General features: G+C 34.3%; 15 protein-coding genes, 1 tRNA gene and 1 pseudogene. 16 read left to right on the forward strand and 1 reads right to left on the reverse strand.

The genetic code is table 11. The features are described from left to right. From ABD011_RS04030 to ABD011_RS15750, 9 genes and pseudogenes are all read left to right on the forward strand, one after another. Positions 1-2,085 (forward strand): beta strand repeat-containing protein (locus ABD011_RS04030; protein WP_343795983.1); only part of this gene is annotated, 2,085 nt, incomplete at its 5' end. Between the two features lie 6 nt (positions 2,086-2,091). Further along, complete coding sequence (locus ABD011_RS04035; protein WP_343795985.1) at positions 2,092-2,616, forward strand: hypothetical protein; 525 nt, start codon at positions 2,092-2,094, stop codon at positions 2,614-2,616. 217 nt (positions 2,617-2,833) lie between these two features. After that, complete coding sequence (locus ABD011_RS04040) at positions 2,834-4,087, forward strand: T9SS type B sorting domain-containing protein (RefSeq protein ID WP_343795987.1); 1,254 nt, start codon at positions 2,834-2,836, stop codon at positions 4,085-4,087. An 18-nt stretch (positions 4,088-4,105) separates the two neighbouring features. Then, entirely contained in the window at positions 4,106-5,065 is a 960-nt protein-coding gene (locus tag ABD011_RS04045; RefSeq protein WP_343795989.1) for a PorP/SprF family type IX secretion system membrane protein, read from the forward strand. Positions 5,066-5,082: 17 nt separating this feature from the next. Continuing rightward, the gene (locus ABD011_RS04050; RefSeq protein WP_343795991.1) at positions 5,083-7,023 is read left to right on the forward strand and encodes an OmpA family protein; all 1,941 of its coding nucleotides are present in this window, start codon (positions 5,083-5,085) and stop codon (positions 7,021-7,023) included. A gap of 564 nt (positions 7,024-7,587) precedes the next feature. Next, positions 7,588-8,820 (forward strand): YCF48-related protein, encoded by a 1,233-nt coding sequence (locus tag ABD011_RS04055; protein ID WP_343795993.1) that lies wholly within the window; start codon positions 7,588-7,590, stop codon positions 8,818-8,820. Between the two features lie 814 nt (positions 8,821-9,634). After that, on the forward strand, positions 9,635-10,120 hold the full coding sequence (locus ABD011_RS04060) for a hypothetical protein (RefSeq protein ID WP_343795995.1): 486 nt from the start codon (positions 9,635-9,637) through the stop codon (positions 10,118-10,120). A gap of 1,249 nt (positions 10,121-11,369) precedes the next feature. Beyond that, positions 11,370-12,281, forward strand: a complete 912-nt coding sequence (locus ABD011_RS04065; protein WP_343795997.1) for a hypothetical protein — start codon at positions 11,370-11,372, stop codon at positions 12,279-12,281. Positions 12,282-12,518: 237 nt separating this feature from the next. Then, positions 12,519-13,442 (forward strand): annotated as a pseudogene (locus ABD011_RS15750) (recombinase family protein); the annotation flags it as partial. A 568-nt stretch (positions 13,443-14,010) separates the two neighbouring features. Here the strand turns inward: ABD011_RS15750 and ABD011_RS04070 are convergent. Continuing rightward, positions 14,011-14,086 (reverse strand) — tRNA-Phe (locus ABD011_RS04070). Positions 14,087-14,187: 101 nt separating this feature from the next. Here ABD011_RS04070 and ABD011_RS04075 point away from each other — a divergent pair. The 7 genes from ABD011_RS04075 to ABD011_RS04105 all read left to right on the forward strand — a co-directional run bounded on the left by ABD011_RS04075 (position 14,188) and on the right by ABD011_RS04105 (position 21,930). After that, on the forward strand, positions 14,188-14,916 hold the full coding sequence (locus ABD011_RS04075) for a type III pantothenate kinase (protein ID WP_131506037.1): 729 nt from the start codon (positions 14,188-14,190) through the stop codon (positions 14,914-14,916). Next, entirely contained in the window at positions 14,916-16,190 is a 1,275-nt protein-coding gene (gene bamG / locus ABD011_RS04080; protein ID WP_335973681.1) for a BamG family beta-barrel-assembly machinery protein, read from the forward strand. Before ABD011_RS04075 ends, bamG begins: the two co-directional genes overlap by 1 nt. An 18-nt stretch (positions 16,191-16,208) precedes the next feature. Next, entirely contained in the window at positions 16,209-17,591 is a 1,383-nt protein-coding gene (locus ABD011_RS04085; protein ID WP_343796002.1) for a tetratricopeptide repeat protein, read from the forward strand. Then, entirely contained in the window at positions 17,591-18,157 is a 567-nt protein-coding gene (gene lptC / locus ABD011_RS04090; RefSeq protein ID WP_134198586.1) for an LPS export ABC transporter periplasmic protein LptC, read from the forward strand. The genes ABD011_RS04085 and lptC overlap by 1 nt, the downstream gene beginning before the upstream one ends. A 35-nt stretch (positions 18,158-18,192) precedes the next feature. After that, a complete protein-coding gene (locus tag ABD011_RS04095) occupies positions 18,193-18,384 on the forward strand; it encodes a hypothetical protein (protein ID WP_129759347.1) in 192 nt (63 codons plus the stop codon). A gap of 3 nt (positions 18,385-18,387) precedes the next feature. Continuing rightward, complete coding sequence (locus ABD011_RS04100; RefSeq protein ID WP_343796005.1) at positions 18,388-19,677, forward strand: hemolysin family protein; 1,290 nt, start codon at positions 18,388-18,390, stop codon at positions 19,675-19,677. 96 nt (positions 19,678-19,773) lie between these two features. Further along, the gene (locus tag ABD011_RS04105) at positions 19,774-21,930 is read left to right on the forward strand and encodes a SurA N-terminal domain-containing protein (protein WP_343796007.1); all 2,157 of its coding nucleotides are present in this window, start codon (positions 19,774-19,776) and stop codon (positions 21,928-21,930) included. Positions 21,931-21,952 lie beyond the last annotated feature (22 nt).

Raw genomic sequence — 21,952 nt, forward strand, 5'->3', positions numbered from 1 at the left:
ATAGATCTAGCAACAGCCGTAGCAGCCGTAGAGACCTTAACTACATTAGTAGATAACGGCGATGGTACTATCACGTATACCGATGAAGACGGTGTAGCAACAGTAATCAACATGGCTACTATAATAGGGAGTAACGAAACAGTTACTAACCTAGTAGACAATGGCGACGGTACAATTACCTATACCAATGAGGACGGTACAGCACAAACAGTAGATATTGCTTCTATGGTAGCAGCCAATGAGACGTTGACTACTTTGGTAGACAATGGGGATGGAACCATTACCTATACAGATGAGGATGGTGCGGCAAGCATTATTAACCTAGCCACAGCTGTAGCTGCAGTAGAGACCTTAACAAGTTTAGCAGACAATGGCGATGGTACCCTTACGTATACAGATGAAGATGGAGTAGCCAATACCATTAACCTAGCTACAGCTGTAGCTGCAGTAGAGACCTTAACAAGTTTAGTAGACAATGGCGATGGTACCCTTACGTATACAGATGAAGATGGTGCGGCAAGCATTATTAATCTAGCCACAGCCGTAGCTGCAGTAGAGACCTTAACAAGTTTAGTAGATAATGGCGATGGTACAATTACCTATACAGATGAAGATGGAGTAGCTAACAACATAGACTTAGCTGCAGCGGTAGCAGCCAATGAAACAGTAACAACATTTACAGATAATGGAGATGGTACTTATACATACACAAGTGAGGATGGTACAGTAACTACTACAGCTGCTCCAGGTACAGAAACCGTAACTACATTGGTAGATAATGGTGATAGTACGTATACCTATACTAGCGAGAACGGTACTACAACGGTAATAAATATACCTAATGCAGAGACACTTACTAGTTTAGTAGATAACGGCGACGGTACACTTACCTATACCGATGAAGATGGTACAGCTACTACAGTAAACGCGGGTAATACCTCTGCGGTTACGCAAACTGTAACTACAGGTAACCAAATAGCTAGCCATAACGATGGTAATGGTACAGTAACAAACATACTAGAAACCGTAACCAGTTTTACAGATAATGGCGACGGCACTATTACCTATAATGCAGAAGATGGCACATCCAATACCATTAACTTGGCAACAGCCGTAGCAGCGGTTGAGACCTTAACAAGCTTGGTAGATAACGGCGATGGTACCATTACCTATACCGATGAAGACGGTACGGCAAATGTTATTGATATGGCAACAGCCGTAGCAGCCAACGAAACAGTAACTACACTAGTAGACAACGGCGCAACATTTACTTATACTAGCGAGGATGGTACAACAACAAACGTTATTAAGGATGCAATAGAGCCTTGGTTTGGAACAGATGACAATGCCTCTGCTACAGATAATACAGAAGATATGTACGTAATGGGTAATGTTGGGGTAGGTACTAATGCACCACAAGCAGCAATGCACGTTGCAGATGTTGCTACTAATAATGTTATGCGATTAGAGGGGCTCCCTGATGGAGATCCTAATTCAGATGATGCGCTAACAGTAGATCCTTTAGGTAATGTAAGAAGATCTAAATCTGCACCAGTAAAAGCATTTATAAAATCTTTAAATTCAGGCCAAACTGTGTTTACATCAGTGAATCATAACGTTAACTATACATTTCCTTTGGTTTCAATTTTTGGTAACTTGATTAGCTCTAATACAACTTATTATCAAACAAATTCTGCTGCCGAAAGCATTACCATTTTGCAAGACGGTGTTTACAGAATTACTATTTCGTATAATTTAGCAATTGTGGGCCTTACAAATGGTAATCCAGGTACAGCAGGCTATAATACAAATTATGTTATACAGTTATATAGAGACGGATCGCGTATTGATTTTGTACAAGCAAATCGAATGGTTTCTCATCCTGAACAAGTTCCAGTTAGTTTGAATGCATCATTCTATGTATCAGCTTCAGCAGGAGATGAATTTACCATAGTAAACAGGTTTGACTTAAATAGATTACATAGTAATGGAACTTTAGCTTTTGGAGGTGCTTGGAATACATCAAATGCTTCTGTGATGACTTGGGGGGGTACTAATGGTGTATTTAGTATTGAAAAGCTATAATTTCAAATGGCACTAGAAAACCTAATAAGTATCCATTTTACGGCGCAAGAGCTACAAGCACTAGATGCGGCACTAGTCACCATAGCTGGGGTATTACAGGGTAAGGCTATAAACCTTACCCCTGCCCAGCGGCAGCAGTACGGTAGCATTGCAGAGCAAAACAAGCTATTGGTAAACAAGGCAAAACAGCTTATGCAGCACTACCCGCAGCACGTACCCAGCTTTCTAGATCTGGAGGAGTTTGGTAAAGACTACGAGGCCCGCCAGCAAATAGAGGGGCGCCTGCAGTTGTTAAAGAGTTTATTAGAGCAGTTTAGTGACACCAAGATACTACTAGACCACGACAATTACTTTACGGCATTAAGCTTTTACCGCAACCTAAAGTACTTAAGTGGCGAGAATGTACCTGGTACCACCGTGTTATACCACGAGATGAGGCAGTTTTTTACTAATGGCACTAAGCCCCAAAAGGTGCAAGAGCCTAGTAACAATACACCTGCTACAGGTAAAGACGGTACAGCACCAGGGTAAAAGAGGTAAAAAAGGGGTGTTCATAACAGGCCATTGGGTGGTTATTTACCCCCTTATTTACTCTAAAATAACATTTGCTATTAGGTTTTAAAGAGGGATTAAACCTATTGGGGAAGGGTAATTAGTGACTAAGCGTTTAATTAGTAGGGATGTTGGTTAATAATGACAGAGGCCTAATTGCCCTCAACCCCAATAATAATTTTTAAGTAAACAAATTATGAAAACAATATATAAATACGCAGCCCTTACAGCAGTAGTACTGTTACCGGTGGTAAGTATAGCACAAACCGTAAATACGGGCCAGCTATATGTAAGCCCTAATACACAGTTTTCTACAGTAGGCGCTTTTAACAATACACCTTCAGGTAGTTTTGTTAATGATGGTGAAGCATTTATTTACAATCATTTTAATAATGATGGTATGGTAGATTTTACCCAAGGCGAAGAAGGCTACACACGCTTTGAAGGCGAAGCAATACAAGAGCTTACAGGAGGTAACATAAGTTACTTTTATGATGTACTGTTTAATAACGATGCCAGTAATACGGCTTCTTTTGAGTTAAGCAGTGAAATAAGCATAGATAATGAAGCCAACTTTAACCAAGGTATCGTAAAAAACGACGATTTTGGTGGTTTGGTAATTTTTGAGAACAATGCCTACCATACTAATACTTACAATGGTAGTCATGTAGATGGCTTGGTACAAAAAAATGGCGATACCGAGTTTCAATACCCTATAGGAGATGCCCAGTATTTCAGGTACGCAGCCATAAGCGCACCTGATAATACGGGCAGTATCTTTACAGGGAAATACTTTTTTGAAAACCCAGATACAAATTATCCATTAGCAAACCATACAGGAGTAATAGAGCTTATAGATAACCAAGAGTACTGGACAGTAACACGCGATGCAGGAAGCAGCACAGTAATGTTAACCTTAAGTTGGGATGAAGACACAACAACGCCACAAGCCATTGTAGCGCAACCAGAAACAGCTATTCATATAGTACGTTGGGATGAAAACCAGCAACTTTGGGTAGATGAAGGCGGTGTTGTTGATGTAGACAATAAAACGGTAACCACTCCTGTAGCTTTAGAAGACTATGGTGTGTTTACACTAGCGCGTGTAAAAGAAGAACTTATATTGCCAGGAGATGTAGTTATTTATAATGGAGTGTCACCTAATGGTAATGGTGAAAACGACTACTTTTTTATAGACAATATCCAGCAATTGGCAAACAATAGGGTAGAAATCTATAACCGTTGGGGTATTAAAGTTTTTGAAACAACTGACTATGATACAAGTGGAAATGTGTTTAATGGTTATAGCGATGGGCGTTTAACAGTAAATAGAGATAATATGCTACCTACAGGTACATATTTTTACATCTTAACTTATGATTATGAACCGTCTAGTGGGCAATCACAGCGTGTTAAAAAGTCTGGATACCTTTATTTAAATGTAGATTAATGCAAAAAACAAAAGACAATGAAAAGACAATATAACACACTATTAAAGCTTGATGCCTTAAGCTATGGTATAGGTATAGTATTGTTGCTAATTTTGCTATGCCCTAGTAAATCGGTAGCACAGCAAGATTCGCAGTACACACAGTATATGTACAATACCTCTACTATTAACCCAGCCTATGCTGGTACACGAGGCTCATTAAACTTTACGGGGCTGTACCGTACCCAATGGGTAGGTTTAGACGGTGCCCCAGAGACATTAAACTTTACTGTAAGTAATGCTTTTAACGAAAGAGTAGGTGCTGGTTTAAGTTTTGTACAAGATAAAATAGGACCATCAAACGAGAGTACCATTACGGCCGATTTTGCTTATGTACTCCCAATGAGTGATAATGGGTTAAAGCTATCCTTTGGTTTAAAAGGTGGTATTAATTTGCTTGATGTTGATTATACACGCCTAAATATTTATAACCCTGGAGAAAATGTTTTTCAGTACAATATAGATAATAGACTTACTCCCATAATAGGGGTGGGTATGTATTTGTATTCTGATAAAGGATATTTTGGTGTATCTGTACCAAACTTATTAGAAACAACACATTATGATGATACAACAGTTAGTAACGCCACAGAGAAATTTAATTTCTATGCTATTGCAGGATATGTATTTAATTTAAGTTCTAATACTAAGTTTAAGCCAGCGGTATTAGGTAAAGCAGTATATGGAGCGCCAGTAGCAATAGATTTGTCTGCAAACTTCTTGTTTAACGAAAAGTTTACACTTGGGGCGGCATATCGTTTAGACGCAGCAGTAAGTGCTTTGGCAGGCTTTCAAGTAAGCGACCAAGTATTTATTGGTTATGCCTATGATTATGACACAACCGAATTGGGTAATTATAATTCGGGCTCTCATGAAATATTTCTTAGATGGGAAATATTTAAAGGAGCTAGACCAATAGTAAGCCCAAGGTTTTTCTAACTTAAACACATAAAAAGATGAAACTTGAAAATAAAATAAAAACACTTGCCTTTACAGTTATAGTACTGGTAAGTGTTTTATCTCAAACGTCCTTGCAGGCTCAAGAGCGTCAGCTAAAGAAGGCCGACAAGGAATATGATAACATGGCCTATTCTGAAGCCGTAGATGAGTATTTAAAAGCGGTAGATAAGGGGTATGGGTCAGAAGCATTATTTAAAAAACTAGGAAATAGTTATTATTTTAATGCTAATTATGACGAAGCGCTAAAATGGTATAAAGAGTTGTTCAATATAACTCAAAATACTGAGCCAGAATATTACCTGCGTTATGCACAATCACTTAAAGCTACAGGTAATGATAGCGAAGCAAAGCAATGGTATGACACATACCTTAATAAGGTTGGAGCTCAAAATAATGATTTAAATTCTGCTAGTGATTACCTGTCAATTATAGGTAATAACGAAGATAGATATAGTTTGAGTGCTATTAATATCAATACAAAAGGTATTGAGTATGCTACAAATATACATAACGATACCTTAATGTTAACAAGATCTAAAGGTAGTACAGGAAGCATTATAAACAATTGGGATGGTAATTCATTTTTAGATGTTTTTATAGCACCAGTAAATAGTGATGGCTCTATTGGTAAAACAGAAAAAATTAAAGGTGATGTAAATACCAAATATCATGAGTCATCGGCTGTTATAACAAAAGATGGTCAGACTATGTACTTTACTAGGAGCAATACAAGTCCTAAAGGCAAACGCAGTAAAAAAGAAACTAAACATCTAAAAATATACAGAGCTCATTTAGTAAACGGTAAGTGGAAAAATATTGAAGAGTTGTCAATAAACGGAGACAACTATGATACAGCCCACCCTATGCTAAACCCAAAAGAGGATAAATTGTATTTTGTATCAAATAGGCCCGAAACTCTAGGAGCAACAGATTTGTTTGTTGCATCTATAAATAGCGATGGGTCTTTAGGTACCCCAACAAACCTTGGACCAAAGGTTAATACTAAAGGACGAGAGTCGTTTCCATTTATAACTAAAGACAATGAGTTGTATTTTTCATCAGATGGTCATTTTGGTCTAGGAGGGTATGATGTGTTTTATGCTAAATTAATAGGAAACAGTATAGAGGGTAATATTGTAAATGTTGGATCACCCATAAATTCTAAAAAAGATGATTTTGGTTTTATAATAGAAAATAAAAAAGGATACATAAGCTCTAATCGACAAGGAGGAGACGGTTATGATGATATTTATGCCTTTACTGAATTGAAACCAATAAAAGAACTAACAGAAAGTTTAATATCAGGGACTGTTTTAGATAAAGATACTAAGAAGCCTTTAAGGGATGCAATTGTTACTGTTGTTGATGAAGATAATAAAGAAGTAACAACAGTTAAGACTGACCAAAACGGCCGCTATAAAATTGAACCTATAGACCCAATGGCTCTTTACATATTAAAAGTTGTAAAGGTTGGTTATAATGGTGATGATGTGTTTTCTAAAAGAAGTAAAAATCCAAGACAACATGATTTTGAATTGAAGAAACAAGTTGTAGAAGTAGTTGAACAACCAAAGAGCGACTTACCTGAACGTCTAGATGTACTTATAAACTTTGATTTTGATAAGCACAATATAAGGCCAGACGCTCAAATAGAGTTGGAAAGAGTTGTAGATTTTATGAAGCGACATACCACGGTTAAGTTAGATATTCGTTCTCATACAGACAGTCGAGGAAATGATCAGTATAATATGCTGCTTTCTGATAGGAGGGCAAAAGCTACAATAGACTATTTAGTATCTAGAGGTATTGACCGCTCAAGATTAACAGGAAGGGGTTATGGAGAGATCTTCTTGCTAAACAGATGTAGTAACGGAGTAACATGCTCATCTAGAGATCATGAAATGAACCGTAGAAGTGAGTTTATTGTTATTCAATAATAACCATCACGTTTAAATGTAAATTTTAATATAAAGAGTTTGACTTTAATAAAGTTAGTTTAGGTTGAAATTTGGGTGCTTAATTCACAGCATAATTGAATTATAGTAGTTTTTTCAAAGAATTAGCACCCATTTCAGCTCTAAACACTATTAAGAATTTAAGTTCATTTATATAAATAATTAAACTAATAAAGAGTTTATTTTGAAAAAAAGAAGGAAACCACATGGTTTTATATGGTTGCTTTTAACTTTTGTATCCATAATACTTTTAATGCTTGTATTATTAGCATTGTCTAAGTTTTGATAATTGTTTAATTACTTGTGGGATTATGAAATGACACCCCGGGAGTCAATAATTGTAAAGTGTAATATATTATATTATATGATTTGGGTTAATAAATATTTGATTTCTCGGGGTTCATATAAACACTAGTTTTGAGAGAATTATTATATAATAAAATCATATACCTTTTTTAGTTTTTTAACTAAATAAATCTCTAACGTCTTTAATTAAATTTTGTACTTCTACAATAACCTATTTATAAACCATATAAAACAAAAGAAATGAAAAACAACAACTTATTTTTAGTATTTATTTTATTAATACCGTTTAATTTTTTTGCTCAAGAATGGGTGAAATCAAGCGTAGGGTTTAACTATATTTTTAGAGGAATTGAATTTCCTGAAGAACAAAATGATATAGCCTATGCAGCTGGTGAATCCACTACTTATCAAGGAGATGGTATTGTTATAAAAACTACTGATGGAGGTGAAACTTGGACAGAAATTTGGACCGGTGTAGATAAGGGCTTAGAAGCCATTAGCTTTCCTACTTTAAACACAGGTTATGTGGCCGGATGGGGAGCATATTTTGCTAAAACTTCAAACGGAGGTGTAACTTGGCAAGAGCAAACGTTAGGTGCTGATGTTTGGTTTTTTAGAGGTGTAGTCTTTAAAGATGAAAGTAATGGTGTTGTAACTGCTCAAACGAATACAGGTTCGGCTGTGTACTGGACAAATAATGGAGGGCAAACATGGTATGAAGGAACTGGGTTAGCAGCTGTACCATACCAGGTTACATATGTTTCAGGAAACACTTATTTTTTAGTGACTAATGGAGGACATGTGCAAAAATCTGTCGATAACGGAGCTACATGGACAACCGTATATACAGGAACTCCTGAACATTTTGTGGGTATTGATTTTTATGATGAAATGACGGGTATTATCACGACTGATTATGATGCTAATGGAGATAATTATGCTTATAAAACCACTGATGGGGGAAATACTTGGCAGCCTTATTTAGTTGCACAAGCAGGAGCTGTATTACGAGATGTTGCATGGTTAGATGCTGATAATTTAACAATTGTGGGGACACCAGAGGTGATATTTAGTTCTGAAGATGGAGGTAATACATGGCCAATTAATAATTTTACAACAAGTACTTTTAATGAAGCGTTATACGAAGTGCTTTATACAAACGATGGTACAGGTTATATTATTGGAGCACAAGGTGTTTTGTTTAAGAAAGAGCCATTATTAAGTGTGGCAGATTTTGAATTAGACCGAGAGATTTCACTATATCCTAACCCTGTAAATGAAAAATTAAACTTAGCATCGAATACCTTTGTTAATTATGCTAACGTATATACTACTGAAGGTATAGAAGTATTAACAGTGGAGATTAATGCTTTAAATTCGCAAATTGATTTGTCTAGCTTAGCAAGTGGTGTATATATTATTCAGGTATTTACAAATACTTCGTCAAGAAATTATAAATTTATTAAAAACTAAATTTTTACCGGTTACATATAACTAGCATAATTAGTGAAGTGTCACGAATATTAGTTTTAAGAATTAAGATTTGATAAATAATTATTAAATGCTATATTTTGATTAGTTATCAGTTCTTCTTGACTTTTCAACAAAAGTAAAAAGGGATAGTGATATTAATGACTATCCCTTTTTATATATAAACCAAATGATAATGTCGCTAGACAAACATAAGTTAAAATCTATAAATCTTTTAGGAATGTCTAAAAATCAGGTTATAGATACTTTAGGGGGATTGGCTTTTAATGATATAAATTCTGATGTTTGGTTTTATAGGGTGCCACATAGGTACTTTTGGTCTAAAAAATTTTTATTTCTTTTTTTTAAGGATGATAAAGTAATTAACGTTTCTTTTTTAAGGAGTAAGAAAATTATGAATTGATTATTAAAACGAATCGATGCTAAATGTCTCATAACAGTTGGATTTGCTGAGAAGTGTAACTGAACTTCAAATTTATATTTTAAACGAATAGAAACTTAATGCTAACAGAGAGTATGAAAAACAAAAACTCTCATAGAACATTCAAAATGAAAAAGTTTAAATTAAACATGTTATAAGTATTTATCTTGTTATTTTCAATTTTAGTATTAGTTTATTATGGTTGTAATTTAGAACAAGATAGTTGGTATAAATAATGAACAGTCAGAAATAGAAAATTTAACATATTATCAAATAAATTTAAAATAATCAAACTAATTAAGGATAATGAGATTAAAACAAATTTAAAAGATGATTACTTAAATTTTAAAGGTATAGATTTAGTAAGTCGCTCAAATGATGATGAGCAGTTTTGATATTGATGAACAACTACAAGAGTTTAACAATTGCTCTGATTGTTCTGCACAGTTTGGTGATTTTTTAAATCCAATGTTTATTGATTTGATAGAGACTGAGGATGTTAAACTAATTAATAAACTTAATTCTTATAAAAATTTAATCGATAGTTATTCCGACGATGAAATAACTAAAGCTAATTTAACTTTCATTTTAGATTCTTTCATTGCATCTACCGAATACACTATAGAAAATCAAGAAAACACTGCTTCAAGAACTAGTTGTGGAACAGCAATAGGTCGAGGCTTAGTCGGTGGTTTTATTTCAGGTTGTGTTAATGGAGCATATGTGGGAGCTACAGTAGGAACAGTGACTGCTCCAATAATTGGAACTGTAACAGGAGCAGTAGCTGGTTGTATTGCAAGTGGTGCTGTTGGTTCAGTTTGGGGAGCAGGTTTTGGAGCACTTTGGGGTTGTTTATTCTAAAATGCAGATTATGAACAAGACCAAAATAGTAGTTCTTTCTTTGATAAGTGCTTTGATTTTTTTCTTGGTGCTTAGCTATGATGAATTTAATAATTTAACTTTTGGCAAGTTGCTTATTATCAAGATTTGTATATCAATTGCTTTTGGTTTTTTCTCAAATATAATTTTTTGGAAACATAAAAAAAGCTCATAACACGGTATATAAAAATAGCAGTTAATTGAAAAACTATACATATAAATCTGCTACTTTTCATCTACACAAACCGTAATTAATAAATGCTTTATTGATTAGTTGTCAGTTAATCTTAACTTTTCAACAAAAGTAAAAACTGGTAGTGATATTAATGTTTATCCCCTTTTTATATATATAAAGTAAATGATAATGTCGCTAGACAAACATAAGTTAAATATTTTATGCTAACACATAATCACTGATTAATCTCAAATAGAATGTTTTAAAAATAATTTTTTATGTGTTTGTTACAATTAACATTAACCTCTAGGTAGAATTAATTATTGCAAATAATAATGCTCTTTTAAAATGAATGATGAGATTGAGAAATCTAATTAAGAATAAAGAAATAAAAAATAGTTTAATTTAAATGGTATTTTGTTTATTGTTATGTGTGTTAAATTTAGGATAGCCTAAATGAAAATGAAAGCATTGACCATTCTGACAGTATAGATAAGAATTGTAGTTCAAATCAAATCTGTTAAAATTATTGTTAAAAACAATTTTCTGTTATAGAGATGTTTCAAACAGACTTCATTGGAAAGAACTTTTGGTTCTACTTGGCCAATTCTCAGGTATGCCTAACTTCATTTTATACAGCCATAATTAACTCGGGACAAATCGTTTTAGCATACTCATTTTATCGTCATTTCTGTTCAACTTGAATATCTCATTATAAGCGATATAAATGATATAAATGAGATACCAAACGACATCATTCATTTTTTGGTTCGACTTTTCTTCAATTTTAACTCATTGTATTGTTTTAACGGTCCATTGATTTTTATCTGATAACCCTTTTTTTGATGAATATGACTTTGGTTCAACCCTTAGATTATTTATTACTGAAAACAATGATTTGATTTTGGTTCAACTTCCTTTTGCAAGCTTTTTAATTAATATAACCGACTGTATAATTTTCCTATTTCTTACCGTTAACAGCACTGAAAAATCAAATGCCACGAAATTTTTATGATTTAAGTTTGTTTTAAAGCAAACATTTATTAAATTGGCAATATGATTAATCTGAAAAACCATTACAAGAATTTTGAGGCCAATGAGGAGCTGTTCAGGATACTTCGAGAACCACGTTTCAAGAAGACGGAGATGGATATAGTTTATGATGATTTCGTGAGATGGGAAAATAGTGGATTGCTCTGGGATGTGAAAGGGGGAAAACATGATCATAGACAATACAGTTATGTTCATTATGCATGGGCGACACTGGTGGCAAAATTACGCCAGTACGGATTTGATTATGACATCATAAGGACCTTTAAGTGCAGTTTGTCCGAAACATTAGATAATGACTTCTATAGATTGGCCCTGAAAGAGAAAAGAGAACTGCTACTTGAGCATTTTTCTGAGGATGAACTCAAAAGGTTGGAGAAAGAAATCGATAATGAAGACGAAGACAAGGAGCTTGTTATGGCTTTTGAAGGCTTTATTGTAAATGTAATCAACCATAATGATGTGGTCAGCTTGCTTTTTTACCATGGTAGGGACCATTTTTATGTTCCGGTTTCCGGTGAAGTGCTAAAAGAGTTTGAACAGAGGCCCGAAGCGTCCGAGTATTTTGAATACTTCAGACAATCACATGTAAGTATCTCAATAAATGAAATAACCCAGAGCTTTATAAATAATGATTTGCCACCAAAGGATAGGAGCAAACAGTTCACATCCATCTTATCGGAACAGGAGCACAATGCCCTCAAACTGATCCGCAAGAATTATAGATCCCTTAAGGAAGCCACCATTACAACTTTGGACAATCAATTGAACAAGATAGATTTGACAATGGTTAAAAAAAACAATGCTGAGAATTTGTTCATACAGTACTTTAAAAAAGGTGATTACAAAACATTGGAGATCAAAGCAGTCAATGGAAAGGTTGTTTATGTAACGGATAAAGAGACGCACAAATTATGATACTGAAGACCTCAGATCAATTTAAGAATAGCGAACCTATCATAAACAATGAAGGGGATGCACATGTTATTTCAACATGTTTTCAATCAACAAGGCTAAAACCATTTTAAATGCCAACAGAAAAGAAAAATTAAACAACGAAGAAGTTAAGCAGGTGCTGGAGATACTAGAGGTATTTGCAAGGATGAGCGTAGTACAATTCAATAACCGGGAACAATGAAAAAGACAGCGGTAATCATGTCACGCGTAAGCAGTGACGATCAAGTTAGGGGCTATAGCCTAGGGGTACAGTTTGAACAATTGACCAAGTATTGTCAAAGGCATGGTGTTGAGGTGTTGAAACATTACCAGGAAGACCATTCCGCAAAGGACTTCAATAGACCGGAGTTCAAGAAGTTTCTTGAATATGCCAAACGCCATAGGAACCAGATTGATTTTCTATTGTTTACTACCTGGGACCGCTTCTCAAGGAACTTGACAGATGCCAACCTGATGTTGAGGGAACTCAAACAATTGGGGATAGAGGTACAGGCCATAGAGCAACCTATTGATTTCTCCATACCCGAAAACAAGGCAATGCTGGCCCTGTACCTAGTGCTTCCGGAAATAGACAACGACAGGCGTTCGTTAAAGATCAAAGGCGGGATAAGGGGTTCATTAAAAGCTGGCCGATGGTGTCGAAAAGCACCTATCGGTTACAAGAATTCAAGGGATATGGAGAACAAGCCTATAATTGTCCCAAGTGACAAGGCGGAACATATCCAATATGCCTATGAACAGATCGTTAAAGGGAAATCCCAGTCAGAGATCAGAAAGGAAATCAAAAAGAAGGGTGTGACGATTAGCAGGAACAATATCTCCCTTATACTACGTAACCCCATGTACATGGGAAAGATAGTTGTTCCGGCAAAGGATGATGAACCAAAGATTTTGGTAGAAGGGCTCCATCATGGAATCATTCCAGAGGATACCTTTTACCATGTACAGGATATCCTCAATAAACGAAAAAGGAAATCCAACAAGCCGGTTTACAATTCCATGAGGGAAGAGCTTCCGTTAAGGGGGTTGCTGTACTGTTCCAATTGTGGTGGGAAAATGACAGGCAGCCCTTCAAGGAGCCAAAATGGAAACCGGTATTTCTACTATCATTGCAACCACTGTAAAAAAGGCAGGATATCTGCTGTCCGTGTGAATAAAACAGTTGAGAAGATCCTTGGTGATTTCAGGTTCACGAAAGCAGCTGAGACCATCTATGAAATGATGGTGCAGAAACTATTGTCCGGAAACGAACAACAGGCGATAATTAAAAGAAAAAAGCTGGGTGCGGAAATTGATGGGGTGACCAAAAGATTGGAGAACCTCCAGGACCTGCTTGTGGATGGCAAGATAGAACCCCGAGCCTATTCAGAAGCCAATGAAAGGTATGCTACAAAACGTGAGGAATTGAAACGGGAGCTAAAGGGGCTGCAAGTGCACAACAGTCAATATAAAACTTGGCTCAATAATGGAGTCCACCTACTCAAGAACCTTAAGGAACACTACAATCAATCTTCTGTAAAGGACAGACAAAAGCTTTTGGGTTCGATATTTCCGGAAAAACTGTTCTTTGAGGACGGTAAATGTCGAACTGACAGAATCAATGATGTTCTTCGGTTTATCTTGCAGATAGACAGCGGGTTATATCATAAAAAAAGAGGACAATTTTCAAGTAAATTGAAATTGTCCTCTGTGGTGGTGCCTCCAGGAATCGAACCAGGGACACAAGGATTTTCAGTCCTTTGCTCTACCAACTGAGCTAAGGCACCAGTTGCTTAATTGCGGATGCAAATATAAATTCATTTTTATTAAACACAAAAAGAAAAGATATAAAAATTGCTTTTGTAAATTTACAGCTTTAATTAATATCATGAATTTAATAGTAGATGTTGGTAATTCTTATGTGAAATTCGCTGTATTTCAGTCATATGAGTTAATAGATAAAGTGTTTTTTAAATTAGAGGACTTTGAAAAAGAGTTTAAAATAATTTTAAAAAATCACGAAAAAATCAATAGATGTATTGTTTCTTCAGTAGGAAAACTCAATACATCTCATCTAAAAGCAATCCAAAAAAAGCTAGATGTTCTTGTTTTGGACTCTAATACTAAACTTCCGTTTAAGAACTTGTATGACACCCCTAAAACACTTGGTGTAGATAGAATTGCTTTAGTAAGTGCTTCTGTAAAACAGTTTCCTGATAATAATGCTTTAATTATTGATGCAGGTACTTGTATAACTTATGATTTTATTAATACTGAAAATGAATATCTTGGAGGTGCTATTTCACCAGGAATTAGAATGCGATATAAAGCATTAAATAATTTAACTGCAAATCTTCCGTTATTAGATACTGAACTTCCAAAAGACTTTATTGGAACTGCTACAGACAGTTCAATACACTCTGGAGTTGTAAATGGAATTTTAAAAGAAATTGATGGTGTTATAGACCAATATGAAGAAAAATACCCACATTTAACAGTTATTTTAACAGGCGGAGACGCTAATTTCTTGTCAAAACAATTAAAAAATAGCATATTTGCCAACTCTAATTTTCTTTTAGAAGGTTTAAACTTTATTTTAGAATTTAATTCAAACTAATGATAAAAAGACTTGTAGTAGTTTTAATAACTTTTTTTGCATTACAGTCACATGCTCAAGAAGGTACAGCTTCGCCATATTCATTTTACGGAATAGGAAGTTTAAAATTTAAAGGTACAGTTGAGAATAGAAGTATGGGTGGATTGAGCATTTATACTGATAGTATCCATATTAACTTAAGAAACCCAGCAGGATACGCTGGTAATAATTTGAAAATTTGGAACGAAGAAAGCAGACCAGTTAAATTTACAGTAGGAGGAAGCTACTCAAGCACTAACTTAAAGAGTGAATCGCAAAGCGACAATACAAGTACTACAACTTTTGATTATTTTGCACTTTCAGTCCCAATGGGAAAATTTGGATTAGGAATGGGGTTATTGCCATACACATCAGTAGGTTATAAACTTGAATCTAATAACGACGACGGAAATTTAAGCAATAGATATACAGGTGAAGGAGGTCTTAATAAAGCATTTTTGGCAATAGGTTATCAAATTACTGAAGAGCTTAGTGTAGGTGTCGATGCTAATTATAATTTTGGGAATATTCAAAACAATGTAGCAGAGTATAGATACGATGACGATGGAGTGTTAATTCAATATGCAACTATTGAAGCCAATAGATCTGATTTAAGTGGACTAAACTTTAACATTGGTGTATCATACAAAACAATGATAAGTAACAAGCTTGAGCTTATTTCTGGGTTAACCTATTCGCCTAAAAGTAAAATTGGCTCAAACAACTCAAGAACCTTTACAGCAGGTACAAATACTATTGAATCCGATTTAGCTGCTGAAGGCTTAGATCAAACCGATTTAACGTTGCCTTCAAGCTTTTCTTTTGGAGTAGGTATAGGTCAACCAAGAAAATGGTTTTTAGGAGCTGAATATTCGTCTCAAAACACAAGCGAATTTTCAAACCCAATTTTTTCTATAGATAATACCAATTTTGTAAACGCGTCTTCGTTTTCATTTGGAGGGTTTTATATTCCTAATTACGATTCTTTTTCAGGGTATTGGAAAAGAGCAACTTATAGAGCAGGTATGCGCTTTGAACATACAGGGTTAAAAATAAATAATGAGGATATTAGAGAGTTTGGCATGTCTTTTGGAGTTGGATTACCAGTTGGAGGTATGTTTTCTAATGCAAACCTTGGATTAGAGTTTGGTAAGCGTGGAACAACTAACGCAAATTTAATACAAGAGAATTTCATTAATTTCCAACTAAGTTTATCTTTAAACGATAGATGGTTCCAAAAAATTAAATATAACTAACGGTAAAATAATAAAACGATGAAGACTAAAATTACTTTAATACTAGTTGCCTTGTTTATGAGTGTTAACCTTGGTTTTGCTCAGCAAGATGAAGAGTGCATGACCAACTTAACAATCTTTACAGATTACTACAAGAGTAAAAAGTATGATGAGGCTTATGAGCCATGGATGAAAGTTAGAAATAAATGTCCAAAGTTTAATAGAGCTATCTATGCTTACGGAGAAAAAATATTAAAGCACAAAATTGATAACTCTACTGGAGCTGAACAAAAAGCTTACATAGAAGATTTAAAAGCTTTATGGAACAAAGCATTAGAATATTTCCCTAGTCATTATGATTTAGGTGAAGTATTATCAGATATAGGTTTGTTGATGTATGACAACAGAGAGGCTCTTGGTGTTACAGATAAACAATTGTTTGATGCATTTGATAAAGCTTACAAGCAAGATTTAGAGAATTTCACAAGTGCAAAAGGTTTGTATGTATACTTTACTTCTATAGTTGATATGTATAAAGCTGGACAAGCGCCAATTCAAGATGTATTTAATAAGTACGATGATATCTCTGATAAAATTGAAAAAGAAGTAGGAAACTTTACTGAGAAGTTAAATAAGCTAGTTACTAAAGAAGAGTCTGGTCAAAAATTATCTTCAAAAGAAGAAAAGTATAAAAAGTACTATGAAGACTCATTAGAAGCTTACGATAAGATTTCTGGTAGTATTGATACATATTTAGGTCAGTTAGCTAACTGTGAAAACCTAATTCCTTTATACAAGAAAGATTTCGAAACGTATAAAAACGATGCAGTTTGGTTAAAGCGTGCTGTAAACAGAATGTATAACAAAGAGTGTACTGATGATCCATTGTACATTGAGCTAGTAAAAGCGTATGATGCTACTGATCCATCTGCAGATACTAAATACTTTGTGGCTACAATATTATTTAACCAAGGTAAGGATAACGAAGCTATGGATTATTTAAAACAAGCTTTCGACCTTCAAACAGATACTTACAAAAAAGGTAAACTTGCTGAAAAAATTGGTTCTATCTTAAAGAAAAAAGGAAGATATGGAGAAGCTAGAGGTTACTATAGAGAATCTTTAAAGTTAAATCCATCAAACGGAAGACCACACTTGTCTATTGCTGCTATGTATGCTGCTAGTGCAAACAACTGTGGTGATACAAACTTTAACAAAAGAGCAATGTTCTGGTATGCTGCACAAGAAGCACTTAAAGCTGGTAAAGTTGATGCTAACCTTAAGTCAGCTGCAAACCAAACTTACGAGAGCTATATGGCAAAAGCACCTTCAAGAAGCGAGATTTTCTCTTGTAGTTGTTCAGGTGAAGTTATTAAGTTTAACTGCTGGACAGGAGGTAGTGTAACTGTACCAAGTCTTTAATGAAAGCACATATTTTACATAGTATAAAAAACATAGTCACAGTTATTGCTGTGACTATGTTTTTTTCATGTAAAAACAATTTTAAAGAAGTTCAAAAAGTTGGTATTCTGCAAAACGAGCCTATTGGAGAAGCAGAACATATCGATTTAAAATACACCGAAAAACTTGAAGATTCAGGTAAACTAAAGGCAAACTTAAAAAGTCCTAAAATGTTTGATTACTCCAACAGGAGTTTTGCGTTTTCTGAATTTCCTCAAGGCATACATCTTACCGTTTTTGACGAAGAAAATAACAAAAGCGTTATTGTTTCTGACTATGCTATTTTTTATAGCGAAACCGATCTTATAGATCTTCAAGGTAACGTAGTAATTTCTACTCACAGTAGAGATACGCTATTTGCCGAACAACTTTACTACGACCAAAAAAGAGAATGGTTATTTACAAACAAACCTGTAACCTTGCGTTCTGGCTCTGAGATAAGCCACGGAAAAGGTTTTGACTCTGACTCTAACTTTAAAAACTTTGAAGTTACTGAGATGAGTGGTATTGTTTATTTGGATGAATAATTAGTTATCTTTGTTCCAACTAACTTTTATAAAAAATGAAAATTCTTAGCTTTTTTCAATATGTATATGCATTTGTAGCAATTGTTTTTACTTATGATGCTATTACCCAATGGAACGTTGATCGAAACCGTTCTTACATGCTTTTGTTTTTAGCAGCACTTGCAGTATTTATGTTTTTCTTCAGAAAGCGATTCAGAAAAAAAATTGAAGACCGAAATCAAAAATAATATATGGATTTCAGTATCTTGATTATTGTTTTATCACTGCTTTTATCTGCCTTTTTTTCTGGTATGGAAATCGCTTATGTGTCTTCAAACAAGATACACATTGAAATTGAAAAAAAGCAGGACGATTTTCTTGCAAAAATATTAAGACGACTTACCGAAAAACCTTCTAAGTACATTGCCACAATGCTTATTGGTAATAATATAGCATTGGTAATTTACGGTTTTGTAATGGGAGACGTTCTTGTTGATTGGTTTCAATCCATGTTGCCTACCGATTCAGGATTTGTACACTATTTGCTTACCGATTTAAGCTTACTTTCCCAAACGATTATCTCAACAATAATCATTTTAATAACTGCTGAATTTTTACCAAAGGTATTTTTTCAAATTTATGCTAATTCTTTTCTTAAGATTTTTGCATTACCAGCGTATATTTTTTACCTATTGTTTTGGTTTATTTCCTCTTTTGTGATTTGGATTTCTGACCTTATTTTGAAATACTTTTTTAAAACCGATGGAGACGATGTACAGTTGGCAATGACCAAAGTTGAACTGGGTAATTACATAAGTGAGCAAATGGAGGCTGTTGAGGAGCATGAAGAAGTAGATAGCGAAATTCAGATTTTTCAAAACGCCTTAGAGTTTTCTGAAGTAAAAACTAGAGAGGTTATGATACCAAGAACCGAAATAGTTGCTGTTGAGGTTAACGATTCTATCAAAAACATCAATAACTTATTTACTACTTCTGGTTTGTCAAAAATCTTGGTATACAAAGACACTATTGATGATGTTTTGGGCTATGTGCATTCTTTTGAGTTGTTTAAAAAACCAAAGTCTATTAAATCCATCACACTCCCTGTAGAGTTTGTTCCAGAAACTATGCTTGCTAAAGATGTGCTTAATATCCTTACTAAAAAGCGAAAAAGTATTGCAGTTGTTATAGATGAGTATGGTGGTACATCTGGTATTATGACGGTTGAAGATATTATAGAAGAATTATTTGGTGAAATTGAAGACGAGCACGATACAGTAGCTTTAATCGAAGAAAAAATTGACGATAAAAACTATAAATTTTCGGCGCGTTTAGAAGTGGATTATCTCAACGAAGCCTATAAACTTAATCTACCAGAAGGCGAAAACTACGAAACTTTAGGAGGCCTAATAGTGGATGAAACCGAAGAAATACCTCAGGTTGATACCCAAGTTGTTATAGAAAATTTCCTGTTTACAATCTTAGAAGTGTCTTCTACAAAAATTGATGTGGTTTCTCTTAAAATCCTTGAAGAAGAATAAACGTTATATTACCATAAAAATCTGTTCTACTACTTTTATTATTTGATATAAAATGGTATTTTCGCGGACTTATATTTTATAAAAGAATACAACAAAATGGCAGTTTTAAATAAAATTAGACAACGTTCACTGTTTTTAATACTAATAATTGCATTAGCATTATTTTCATTTGTGCTTTCAGATTTATTCCGAAATAGCAGCGCGCTTTCAGGAGCTTCACAAGATGTTGTGGCTACTGTAAACGGTACTGATATCTTTAGAGAAGATTTTATGAACCAAGTTGAGAACGCTCAAAGAGCTCAAGGACCTGGAGCATCTTCTACACAAACAATGAACAGAATTTATGAGCAAGAAGTAAGAAAAGCAGTTTTAAGTTCACAGTTTGAAGAATTAGGTTTATCTGTTGAGAAAGACCAAATGAGAGAGTTGTTAAAAACTAGTTTTTCTAGCTATCCTGAGTTTAACAACGAAGCTGGTATTTTTGACGAAAACAAGCTTAACGAGTTTATAGCAAACTTAAAAGCAATTCAAAATAATGAGCAAAACAGAGCCCCATTAGGAAACTTCCAACTCAACTATAACGAGTGGGTAACTAACGAAGCATCTATAGCAAATAGAGCTAAAGAGCAAACATACTTCAATATGGTTAGAGCTGGAGTTGTAACTACTTTAGCTGAAGCTGAGACTGAATACTTAATGGAGAATGAAACAGTAGATTTAAAGTTCGTAAATATTCCTTACACTTCAATTGCCGATTCTTTAGTAGAAGTAACAAAATCTGACATTTCAAAATACATCAACGAGCATAAAAGTGAGTATGAAGTAGAAGCAAGTAGAGATATTGTTTATGTTCAATTTGATGAAGTTGCTACTGTTGAAGATGAAAATGAAATCAAAAACAGTTTAACTAATCTATTAGAAGATAGAGTAGAGTTTAATAAAGTAAGTAAGTTAAACGAAACTATTTTAGGGTTTAAAAACACTAAAGATGTAGCAGAGTTTGTAAACTCAAATTCAGATGTAAAATACAACGATAAGTTTTTATTCAAGTCTGCGTTACCTGCATCAATTGCTGATAGTATCTTTAAATTAGAAGTAGGAGAGTTTTATGGTCCTTATAAAGAAAATGGATACTACAGCTTAAGCAAGTTGGTAGCTGAAACTCAAATGGCAGACTCAGTTAAAGTACGTCATATCTTAATTCCTTACATGGGAGCAACAAGAGTTGATCCTACAATCACGACTACTGATGCTCAAGCAAAAGCAAAAGCTGATAGTATTTTATCTGTTATCAAGTCTAAACAAAGTAAGTTTGTTGACCTGTTAGATTTATCTTCTGATACAGTTAGTAATGAAAAACAAGGAGAAATAGAGTTTGGATATAACGATTCTTTTGCTCCTGAGTTTAAAGCATTCTCTTTTGATAATAAAGTAGGAGATATCGACGTAGTTAAAACATCTTTTGGATACCACGTTATTGAAATTTTAGACCAAAAGAACAAAAGTAAAGCTGTTAAAGTAGCTACAGTTTCAAGAACTATAGAGCCTTCTGAAAAAACAATTGACGAAGTATTTAATACAGCATCTAAATTTGAAATAGCACTTCAAGATGGAGATTTCCAAGAAATAGCTAAAGAAAACAACTACCAAGTAAAACCTGTAAGTTTTAAAGTTTTAGATGAAAATATACCAGGATTAGGAAGTCAAAGGGCTATTGTTCGTTGGGCTTTTGAAGGAGAAACTAAAGTAGGTGATTACAAAAGATTTACTGTTCCTGGAGGAGGTTATGCAGTTGTGCAAGTGGTTAAGAAAAACGAAGCAGGATTAATGTCCCCTGAAAACGCTTCTGCTACAGCAATTAGCAAAATCAGAAATGAGAAGAAAGCTAAAATGATTAAAGATAAAATTTCAGGTTCTACTATAGACGAAATCGCAAAAGCAAATAAAGTAGCAACTTTAACTGCAACAGCAGTAACAATGAAAAGTCCAACAATTTCAGGTGCTGGACGTGAGCCTAAAGTAGTAGGTGTAGCTTTTGGAATGAAAGAAGGCGAAATCTCAAAGCCAATTGATGGTGTTAAAGGTGTATATGTAGTTGAAGTTACTAAAGCAACTCCTGCATCTAAACTAGATAACTACCAACCAATAGCTAACAGATTAAGTGCTACAAGAGGAAGCAGTGTGTTAACAAAAGCATACAACGCACTTAAAGAAGCTAGTGATATCGAAGATAACAGAGCGAATTTCTACTAATAAGAAAGTCACATAATAAAAT

The sequence above is a fragment of the Gaetbulibacter jejuensis genome (genome assembly GCF_039524015.1).
Taxonomy (GTDB): Bacteria; Bacteroidota; Bacteroidia; order Flavobacteriales; family Flavobacteriaceae; genus Gaetbulibacter_B; species Gaetbulibacter_B jejuensis.